General features: G+C 39.6%; 6 protein-coding genes. 5 read left to right on the top strand and 1 reads right to left on the bottom strand.

Annotation, left to right across the window (positions count from 1 at the left end):
• Window positions 1-9: 9 nt before the first annotated feature.
• The 4 genes from ATC1_RS09745 (at window position 10) to ATC1_RS09725 (ending at window position 9,332) form a co-directional block, all read left to right on the top strand.
• Window positions 10-4,215, top strand: coding sequence for a hypothetical protein (locus ATC1_RS09745; RefSeq protein WP_062281142.1), 4,206 nt, complete (start codon window positions 10-12; stop codon window positions 4,213-4,215).
• A gap of 3 nt (window positions 4,216-4,218) precedes the next feature.
• Window positions 4,219-6,489 carry a BREX-4 system phosphatase PglZ gene (gene pglZ / locus ATC1_RS09740; protein WP_062281140.1) on the top strand — a complete coding sequence of 757 codons (2,271 nt, stop codon included), beginning with the start codon at window positions 4,219-4,221 and terminating at the stop codon, window positions 6,487-6,489.
• A gap of 13 nt (window positions 6,490-6,502) precedes the next feature.
• The gene (brxL, locus tag ATC1_RS09735; RefSeq protein ID WP_062281137.1) at window positions 6,503-7,963 is read left to right on the top strand and encodes a BREX system Lon protease-like protein BrxL; all 1,461 of its coding nucleotides are present in this window, start codon (window positions 6,503-6,505) and stop codon (window positions 7,961-7,963) included.
• Between the two features lie 226 nt (window positions 7,964-8,189).
• Window positions 8,190-9,332 carry a cysteine desulfurase family protein gene (locus ATC1_RS09725; protein ID WP_062281131.1) on the top strand — a complete coding sequence of 381 codons (1,143 nt, stop codon included), beginning with the start codon at window positions 8,190-8,192 and terminating at the stop codon, window positions 9,330-9,332.
• Window positions 9,333-9,432: 100 nt separating this feature from the next.
• Here the strand turns inward: ATC1_RS09725 and ATC1_RS14730 are convergent, their stop codons facing one another.
• Window positions 9,433-9,693 carry a hypothetical protein gene (locus ATC1_RS14730; RefSeq protein ID WP_152024284.1) on the bottom strand — a complete coding sequence of 87 codons (261 nt, stop codon included), beginning with the start codon at window positions 9,691-9,693 and terminating at the stop codon, window positions 9,433-9,435.
• Between the two features lie 970 nt (window positions 9,694-10,663).
• On the opposite strand from ATC1_RS14730, the gene ATC1_RS09715 reads away from it, so the two are divergent.
• Window positions 10,664-11,104 (top strand): MerR family transcriptional regulator, encoded by a 441-nt coding sequence (locus ATC1_RS09715; RefSeq protein WP_062281124.1) that lies wholly within the window; start codon window positions 10,664-10,666, stop codon window positions 11,102-11,104.
• Window positions 11,105-11,178 lie beyond the last annotated feature (74 nt).

Genomic DNA, 11,178 nt, shown 5'->3' with positions numbered 1-11,178 from the left:
GGGGACAATATGGCTCGCATCTACCGTGATTATCTTTCAGTCGATACCGATTTCATTCCAGTCTTCAGTGCTTTCAGTGACCGCGATTTTCCCAACAAATGGAAATCCTTCTTCCCGCACGATAGTTTTAAATCCATTCTTGGGCAGCTTGCAGATACGCTTGAGATGGGTTCGGTTGAAAAAAACAAATCTATGTGGATGTTTGGCGCCTATGGAACGGGCAAGACATTTGCCTCTTTTGTTATTAAGCATATTTTAGAAGATGACATAGAACTTGTTCGTGAGTATTGTGAAGCAAACAATCTCAAATCGCTCTATGCACGGTTTGCCGGGATTCGCGCAAAAGGAGAAACCCTCGTAGTTCACCGCAGTTCATCTGCAGGAATAATGAGCCAAAATCGATTATTCAACTGCATTATTGAATCGGTTAAGGACGCTTTACGAGAAAATGGCTGCTCGTATATGGGACAACGAAGCCAATATGACACTGTACTTTCCACCTTAAAAGATCCAAATGCCTCTTTTGGTTTTGACCGTGCTTTTGAAACGCATAAACTCAAATTTGACGGATATGCCACTGCAGCCAGCGTGATCAGAGATCTTGAAGAATTACCATTGGAAGATAGTGCAGATTTACTGGAAACCATCATTGAGGTCGCAGAATTGGAACGTTATTTCTGGTCCACCTCTGTGAATGATGTAATAGCTTGGTTGGATGACGTGATTAAAGGAAATCATCTCCATGCGATGGTATTTATATGGGATGAATTTACCGAATTTTTTAAGAACAATCAGAATAACCTCACCGGGCTTCAAGAGCTTGCGCATGCTTCTGCAAGTATTAAATTTTATTTTTTCTTAATCACTCATAGCGGTGGAGAAATTATTCATGACCAGGCAGCCAGACGAATCATCGAGGCTCGCTTTAAAATTCATCCAATTGAGATGGCGGATACAACTGCCTTCATGTTAATGGGGCAAGCAGTAAAAAATAATCCGGACCTTGCTCACGATTGGGAGATGATCGTTGACGACCTTTGGGCAAGGGTCGAAAGATCCACTCGTTCTTCGCTCATTTCCCGTGCACCAGATATTAAAGAAAGCGAATTAAAACGGTTATTACCTATCCATCCTTATGCGGCTTATTTATTGAAGGTAATTTCTAAAGACATCAGCTCCAATCAGCGCACAATGTTCCAATTTTTGAGCGGTGACTTCGATTCCCAAGAAAATCCTAAGACAAATTTCAGATGGTTTATCGATAACCATTCGAACGAACCACATGGCTGGGATTATTTAACTGTAGATTATTTATGGACTTATTTTATTATCGATGAAAACGTCGACCTCGACACAATATTTAAAAATGCAATGAGCCAGTATAACAATTATTGTTCAATCTGCTCAAGAGACGAGGATCAAGAACGAACATTAAGAGTTGCTTTGCTTCTATCTGCCATGCAACAGAAAGCTGGTGGAACAAGAGATCAGGGTCAATCCGGATTGCTTAGACCAACCTTGAGAAATATTGCTATGGCATTCGTAGGAACTCCCAATGAGAATAAAGTTGAACAAACAATGGCCTTGTTTGTTCAAAAAGGGATTTTTGGTAAAGTCGAAGAAAATGGGGAAAGCCTGTTTGTTCCGCCGGCTGGAACAATCGACCAGGAACGATGGAACGCTTTACGTAGAGAAATCCTTCAGCAGATACCATTCGAAAAAATATTGACTGAACCGATGTATGCCATTTGTGATCAGTTTTTACCAGATGGCTATTTGAAATCTCGTTGCGAGGTCTATTTAGTCACTCCCAAAGATTATCAGAACGCTGAAAGATCTGCTCTCTCACTGAAAGCTAACAAGATTCCAGTGTTGTTCATGTTCTCAAAGGATGAAACCGATCGTTCAAAAGTAAAACCGATCATAGAGAAAATTCTAAATAATTACAGCCGAAAAATGGTTGTTGTCGATTTTTCGGGTCAGATATTCACCGAGTCGGCATATGATCGTTTCATAGACGAAAAAACCAACGAGAGATATTACAATGGTAATCCTAACTACGTCAGCCAACTCAACATGGCAAAAGCAAACGGTAAGAGAATAATTGATGATTGGAAACGCAAACTAAATATAACCAGTTTAGCGATTTATCCACAAACATGCGATAATGTGACGCAGATCCAAGGGGGAGGTAACTTGCGTAAGTGCTTGCGTGAGATCAATGCTTCGTGGTATGGGTGTGGCCTAGAGGAGATCACCACGAATGACAAGCTATTTTCCCCAACGGGTTATTCTGAAGATTTTGCTCAAATGGCAATGAATAAAAAAAATATTACGGGTAATTTCGCATATGTCCGTGAAATTTCTACCCGGCTGGCAAATGAGCAAATATGGAATGAGCCTCGTTATTGGTTAACGAAACCGAATCACCCTATATCACGCATGAAAATCAAAATCGAGGAATGTATCCAAAATTCATTCGAACAACAACGAAGAGTTGCAATTACCGATATCTGGAAAATCCTTCAAGAGCCACCCTTTGGTTTGTTAAATTGTCAGGGATCTGTCTTTCTGTTAGGCTTCTTGTTGAAAGAATATGCAGACAGTTCTTATTATAAAAATGATGGCGCAAATACCGTACAGTTAAATTACACTGATTTGAGCAGTTTAATTTTTGCGTTGGTAAAAGAATTGCCTAGGGCCCAAAATCAGTACATAGTCAAGCAAACACCCGAACAAATTGAATTTTGCCGGCTCTCGGGTAACATTTTCAAGATACCCCAGGATAAGCGTAATTCGGTGGATGATGTCGGAAAGAACATCAGCATCTTCTTGAGCAACAACCATTTGCCTTTATGGTCGCTTAATAGCTATTTGGAGTCAGAGCATTTTGGTCATAATGACTTGTCTCAAGCACAACAAGCTATTAACCTTTATTGCGAATTTGTTTCAACGAACCCTGTGGCTGGTCGAGATAGAATTACGATAGCAAAAGAGCTTTATGATCTATTTAAAATCAATTCCGCGCTAAATTCATTCTTGACCCAGGTCGTCACAATCGAAAACATGAAAAGCGGTATGGAATTGTACATAGCTTCATATAAGCCTGAAATTATCTCAGTGATTCGGCAGATTGGGATCAGCATGCAAGAAATGTTACAAGTGCTGCTTGAAAAATTATCTCCCGATTCTTCGTATCTTTGGGAAGTTGGCGACACAAACCACCAAATTGATAATTTATACAACGATTACAAATTGATCGATAGTATAAACCGAATTTTGCCAGAGAAAAAACGAACATATTCGGATGCAAACCGCGCCTTGTCCCAGAGGATGGAGATCATCAAGCTCCCAAAAGTTTTGATTCTCAGCGAATGTCCAAACCTAAAACCGCTTTTTTCATGTATTCAAAGCATACAAAAAAATGAAACACATGATATTTTGCCCTTGATCCAGACACTAGACACCCTTGCCAAAGAATTTAACGAATTCTTCAGCAACCAATACAGGGTTTTCGCGAATGCGGTACATAAGTTATTTGAATTTCCGGTATCTGATGAAGAAACATCCTATTTATTTTCTCAAGGTGAAGCGAATGTTATAGGTAGTGATATTGACACATTTACTTCTCAAATTCGACACCGCTTAGACGAATACCGGAGAAATAAAAAGATTAATCAATTACACCAGGAGTGGGAAACCCGAACCGGAACAAAAAACCCGGAAGGGTGGTCAAAACAACATCTCCTACCAATTATTTGTTTATTCCAGGAGAATAGCAATGATGCATTGTTCACTTTCAACTTGGTTAATCAACCAATCAATTACAAGATTGATGAAACACTAATTGATAGAGCAATAGAGTACGTTAAATCTGATGCTCTGAATATCCTATTTAATCTGGAAGCATGCAATGCAATCTTTCTTGAAGCATTTAGCAGGGATTATGCCTATATCATTAGCGATGTTGAAGATCTGAAAAGAACGATTGCGGATGAAGTTGGTAATGATGCTGATAAATGGATGACCACAAACAGACGCCATGTCGAATCTTGTATTGAAGCTTACGCAAAACGCCAATATGACCTGGTTTTTCGTCAAAAGGTGAAAGAGAAAATCCGCTTGTTATCCCCTGAACGGGCGCAGCAATACTTAACTGAGTTAATTGAAAATGAGCCTCTGGTGGGAATAAATATCCTTAAAGATAGGGGGTAATCAATGCAATTTACTGATTTGGAGCAATTGAAAGTTTATTTACAACAAGATGCACAGGTTCCAGACAGGTTCCCTGTTCGATATATTAATGTCGACTCTATGGAAATGTGGGTGAAGGTCAAAGCACATCTTTCCACAATTGCCCATAATTCATTGCGATTATCTGACTTCTGCGAAAACGAAGACACAGCTCCTAATTTAACCCGATTAAAGTCTTCAATACGAACCGCGAAATCATCAACTCTTGTAGTCCCTTTGTCTGAGTATCTCAGGATAAACAATTCGATTGCCAAAAAAATATTGAATGATATTTTAAAGGCGAATTTCGAAAACAGCCATCTCGGGAAACTCAGAATATACATCCCACTTTATCGGATGAAAGATATCCTGAAAAGCACAGACCTTGACCCACGAGAAAAAAAATGTATAGCCTATTTGGATATGAATTATGACAGTGATTATTCCCTGACAATAGTTCAGGATGATTTGAATGTACATCTCCAAGGGAACCAAACCCGGGGATATCGCGAGTACCTCAGGTACTGGGAACAAAACCCCGATAAACCGGTCATATTCCACACAAAAAACGCCTTTCAATATCAGGATATTGTTTTTGCTGATGAAGTCACGGTGATTACTAATGCATATGATTTACTTCGGCATCATCTTCATTTGCCAGCAGACGTAGTTCAACAATTTGGAACTGAGGCCCAGTGGAAAGAATTGGCACAGAGTTATTGTGAAACAAGGAATCTGGAAGGCGCTATAGGTGTTTTACTCCCTGCAAATCAATACTCAGAAAGCCTGTTTCAAGATTGGTTTAAGTACAGCTCTTTCAAACAATGGTTATTGTGGTTATGGACAAAACAAAAACATCTTGGTGGCTATCTTGGTCATATTGCTGATAAGTCAGAGAGTGTTGATGAGTTCACCTATTTAGTCCACGGGGGAGTTCTAGATCTTCTTGCTTCCAAAAACTTTGAGCATTTGGCATCCCAACGGAGAAAATTGATAGCTGACATGAAACTTCAGCCCCCTAAGGCATTTTTGGAGGCAGTGGCAGATCTTGAGCCGGTTAGCCAAATAATGTGTCTTACTGATTTGTCCCAAAAAGAAAAGCGCATGATCTTGCAGGCTTTTAGCAAATGCCGTTCATCCAATTCTGCAAGAAATGCATTAAAGTTCACTTTCCCCGAAGCTTTTTATTATCTTGCTGGAAGTAATTTACAAAACAAGAAGATTGAAAGTTATTTTTCAATTTATAGAGAGCAAAAAATATCAAACGAAATTTCCGATATTTTTTTGCAAGAAGTAAATGACTTGGCAAAGGAGAATGGGTCGCTGCTGTGGGAGTTGGATGCGCGAAATGCGATTGTAGATAACCTCTATCATAATAATGAGGTAATTTTATTTGTTGATGCCCTGGGGATTGAATACTTATCTCTCCTACAATACATGTTTATCACCAATGCTTATGATGTGGAAAGTCGTATTGGACGTTGCAATCTGCCATCAACTACCGAGTTTAACACCGATTTTCTATCTAATCGAAAGCATGAAAAATACTATAAGCTTGATGAACAAAAACATTCATCAACAAATTACCCTGATAATGTTATTGCTGAATTTGAATTGCTCAAAGAAATTAAAGCCAAAGTAGACGAACTCTTACAAACTGCATCGGCGGTTATTCTCACAGCCGACCATGGAACAAGTAGAATGGCAGTCCTTTATCGAAGCCAATCTTCTGTACATCCGTGTAAAGAAAGCGCTCAATTAGAAAAGTATGGTCGGTATTGCATCGATACCTCAAATGATTATTCTGAAATCGAGGGGTGTTTTCATTACAATAATTATTGGATATTTGGGAATTATTCTCGCTTTGCTGAAAAAGGCGCACCACGATGCGAAACCCACGGTGGAGCATCGCTTGAAGAAGCGATAGTTCCAATTCTTCGGATTAGTAAAAAAGAATTTGTTTCGATAAAAAGAACTGCCGAAAAAATCACTGTTTTAACACCAGATATCAATGCAGGGATGACCAATACTGTGACAGTGGCTTTTAAACTTTCTGGTAATTATTCTACTGTAACCGCGATCATCGCTGATCAAACAAGGCCGTGTGAAGTATCAAATGGAGAATACCGATTTACAGTTGCGGTGAAATCGTCAGGACAATTATTGGTTAAATTACGGTCGAATGGAATAATCATTGGTGAGTTTTCAATAAAAGTAATTAAAGGCATTTCATCTAAGTCGGATTTTGATATTTAGTCTAGGAGCTTGAATGGAAACAAAGCTAAAACAATTGTTTGGTGACATGCTTGTTTACAAGAATCCTGATTATGGAAAATTTTTCTCTGCATTAAGCCTACCATCATTTATGAGAGATTGGTTACTAATGCGTTTCTCTGATGATAAAGGCCGAATTAACAAGGAAGAGGTAACCGAATATGTCAGAAAGACAATTCCACAGAAGACGCAGTGGCCCCATATCCTTTATCAAATGCTCCACAACTATGAAACAGTTCGTTTTTTAGCGAAGATAAAGATTGATTTTGATACAACCACACGTACAGCTTTCTTTTCACTTCCAGATTTTGGCGTACCGAAGAAGAAAGGTGAAGCAATTGCTGACTGGAATGTGATTGAAGATAATCAGAAATATTTACTTGCTCCCAACGAAGTATGGGGAATTTGCGAGATTGTTTGCGTTGAAGAAGATACGCTCAAAGGCAACTCGAATGTTTTAAAGTTGGTCGGATTTAAACCATTTTCTCCTTACACGATTGATCTAGACTATTATTGTGAGGCGAGAAAAGAATTCACCATTGATGAGTGGATTGATATATTGCTAGGTGCAATTGATTACAATCCTCAAGGGTATGCGAGTCTTACCCAGAAGATGACAATGCTAAGTCGGTTGCTTCCCTTTATAGAAAAAAGAGTCAATCTGATTGAACTGGCGCCAAAAGGAACTGGAAAATCCTATTTATTTTCTCAAATTAGTAAAAATGGCTGGCTGGTCAGTGGGGGTAGTATATCTCGTGCCAAAATGTTCTATGATATTAGCAAACGAGCGAATGGATTGGTGTCATTCTATGATTATGTTGCTTTTGACGAAATTCAAAGTATTAAATTTACTGATGCCAGCGAGATGCAGGGCGCATTAAAAGGGTATTTGGAAAGCCCAACTGGAGAATTTCGGGTTGGTGATGCTCGAGGCATTGGAGAGGCTGGATTGATTTTGCTTGGAAATATCGACATAGATCGGATGAATGTCTACACAAACATGTTTATAGATTTACCACAGGTATTTCATGAATCAGCGCTAATTGATCGATTTCACGGATTTATAAAGGGATGGGATATTCCACGAATGCAAGAAAGTTTGAAGGTAAACGGTTGGGCTTTGAATGTGGAGTATTTTGGTGAAATCTTACATTTACTCCGTGGGGAGGTCATTTATCGAGGTATAGTTGATGAGATGCTGACTTATCCCAAAAATGCAGACACGCGAGATACTGAGGCAATTAAACGAATATGTACAGCCTTCATGAAGCTTCTATTCCCTAATGTAAGAAGGTCTGAAGATTTGAACCGAGAAGAATTCGTTAACTTTTGTTTAAATCCAGCAATCGAAATGAGAAGAGTTATCAAGACTCAACTCGGTATCATTGATAATGAATTTGCAGGTAAGGATGTTCCTAATATTCAATTCGCGGACAAGCATAATGTTGAAAGCTAAATGCTATCATTGCGATTCACTGCTTAGTAAGGATTTAATTGCACTGAACAGAAAGCTTCTTGGCAGAAGTATAAAGAAATATCTCTGTCTTGATTGTTTAGCAGATTTCCTGGGTGCTACAACTGATGATTTACTAATAAAGATTACCGAGTTTAAGGAACAAGGCTGTGATTTATTCAAATAGCTGAAAAATTGTTTTGATATCCCTACACAATGGATTTATATTATGGGAACCCTAATCTATGCCGACAATGCAGCAACCACGCAACTTGATAAAGATGCTTTGGAAGCTATGCTGCCTTTTTTAAACCAAGAATTTGGGAATGCATCAAATCAATATTCCTTTGCACGTTTTCCAAGGAAGGCGATTGAGGAGGCCAGGCTAATAATTTCAAATTGCATTAACGCCCGCCCAGATGAGATATTTTTCACCTCTGGCGGCACTGAAAGTGACAACTGGGCAATTAAGGGCATCGCTTTAAAAACCCAGAACAAAGGAAAACAAATTATAACAAGTTCAATCGAGCATCATGCTGTTTTGCATTCTTGTTCATTTTTAGAGGAAATAGGCTACAAAGTCATTTATTTACCCGTTAATAGCCAGGGACACGCTTCCATTGATAATCTTCGAGAGGCAATTGGCACAAATACCTCGTTAGTGTCATTAATGTTAGCCAATAATGAAATCGGCACTATTCAAAAAATCGAGGAGCTCTCAAAAATTGCAAATGACAGAAGAGTATTGTTCCATAGTGATGCGGTGCAAGCAGTTGGGCATATTCCTATTGATGTTAATACTCTTGGTGTTGATTTGCTTTCTGCATCAGCTCACAAATTTAACGGACCTAAAGGAGTAGGCTTTTTATATCTTAGAAAAGGCACGGATTTAATCAATTGGTCTTCAGGTGGAAAACAGGAATTTGGTCGTCGATCTGGTACTGAAAATGTTGCTGGCATCGTTGGAATGGCGGTAGCCTTAAAAAAGAACGTTGATAATCTACGAGCAAATGAGATATATCTCCAAAGGCTTTCGAGTTTGTTTTTTGAAAAATTAACTGGCTCGGGCATAGATTTTTTAGTTAATGGAGATAATTACCGTCGTCTTCCAGGCAATATCAACATTTCTATAAGAAATCAAGATGGTGAAGCTCTTATGCATCGATTAGATCTAAAAGGTATTATTGTTTCTACAGGATCGGCTTGCTCTTCAGGTAAACTAGATATATCTCACGTAATTAAAAGCATCGATGTCCCCCGAGAATATGCATTAGGTACGATTCGAATTTCTATAGGCAAAGATAATTCAATTCCTGATGTGTTGGCGATTGCAGATGCTATTTCTTCGATTATTTTACGTGGTTCAATGTAAATAACTTCAGATTTATAGATTTAATCTCCGAATTCAAAGCTGTTTATTAGAAAGAGGTATAACTCCGTTTACACAGTTCACCCCGTTCCCCCTTAAGACTCTACGGGATTACCCTGCCAAGAACATCCTGCCAGGTCGTTCCCTTGTTAATATCCTGTAGAGAAAAATGAAAATCTCCAAATATAATTAAAGGATGGTTATCGACAATACCCTCGAAATCACTTTCGATACCCGGATAATTTCTGATACTCGTTTTTTTCACGAGAATATCGGAAGGTATTGCAGCCGGCCCGATAACTGGCAGAAATTGATTTTCAAGAATTGGAATGATCTGGTTTCTCCAGGTGTAACTATTCTGCACCTGGGTGATTTTGCGTTAGGCAACAAAACCAAATTTGACCTCATGACTGGTTTGTTAAGTGGCAGATTGTGTTTGATCCAAGGCAACCATGATCGGATTAGCAAATCTTATTGCGAAACCCGTGGCGTAACTTTGATAAAAAGTTCCTTGAACGTCGAGATATCGGATCAAATGAAATTAATCTTTTCACATCGTCCGATCGTTCTTCTTGAGATGGTTGGATCAACGTACATGGTCATGTTCATAATGTTCCACCGCCGTCTGAAGGTTCCAATTTGGGGCCGAACCATATCAATATGAGCGTTGAGGTCAGGGAGTATCGTCCCTGGCGGTTGGGTGATATTCTCAAAACCATCAAAGACCATCCAACAGAAAACGATGTGTCACTCCGTTGACCTGTTCCCCCTTAAGACTCTAGGGGATCGAAGTGGATGGAACAAAGTGCACACTGTTCCCATGGATCAAGAAGGTTTTTCCTTGCACAAAAAAATATGCCGATTTATTTGTGCAAATATTTCCAGTCTCTCATCTGCTAGACTCTCCATTTGACCTATGTATGGTGGTGCAATTTATGCCCATTTAGAGTCAAGTTTTCGGGATAGAGGGGCAATTCTCGGTCGAATGGTATTTCCATACCTCATTATGGTAATAGGCGCTTCAGCGCTCTTCCTGTTCAATCAACGTCTGCGGTAAGGTCTGCGTCAACGTCTGCGGCGTGTCAACAAGGCGTCTGCGGCACGTCAGCGAGGACGCAGACCCATATCTTTTGTCGAAAATTTTATTCAGTCTTTTCTAGACTTTGAAACCATCAACCAAACAATAGGATACGTCATCAGGATTTTTAGGTCATTTAACCTTCAGGTCAGTTAACCTAAATATCAGGGGAGATGCAATAAATCTCTATCGCTGGACGATCCTTCACTTTCACTGTATGATTAACTTGTAGTAAATCGCATTCTGTGAGCAGTCCGTGAAACTCGATCAATCCCGATTGGAATATTACATCACCCCCGAACAGGCCGCCAAACAGCTTGGGTTGGATTTGGATTCTATTTATCAACTGGCGGATGAGGGAAAACTTCAGGCAGCCGTGATGACCGATGGAAGTATTGGCATCAATCAAATCAGCGTGAATAATCTGCTGCCCAAGGAAGCCTTACCTGAGTATCAGCTCAACGCCGGCCTGAAAGGTGTTCCGATCAGCATCAATGAAGCCGGCCGGAAATACAAGCTCAACACCTCCACGCTCACGCGCTGGATGCAGCGAGGGCTGATCCACCAATTGGGCAAAGATGGTCGAAAGACACTGCTGGATGAAGCGGACGTGGCTTACTGCGCCAGAGTCTATCGCCAAAACAGCGGTCAGGGTAAATGGGCGTTTGATGATTCAGGGCGGCCATATAAAAAGTAATCCTCCAAATAATTACTACAAGATATTGATTAACATGGAGTAATATGTTGCAATAAATTTAACCGATGAGGTTG

Source organism: Flexilinea flocculi (genome assembly GCF_001192795.1).
In the GTDB taxonomy this organism is placed as follows: Bacteria; Chloroflexota; Anaerolineae; order Anaerolineales; family Anaerolineaceae; genus Flexilinea; species Flexilinea flocculi.
Note: the sequence above shows the minus strand (reverse complement) of the source record. Positions and strands in the feature narration are given on the sequence as shown.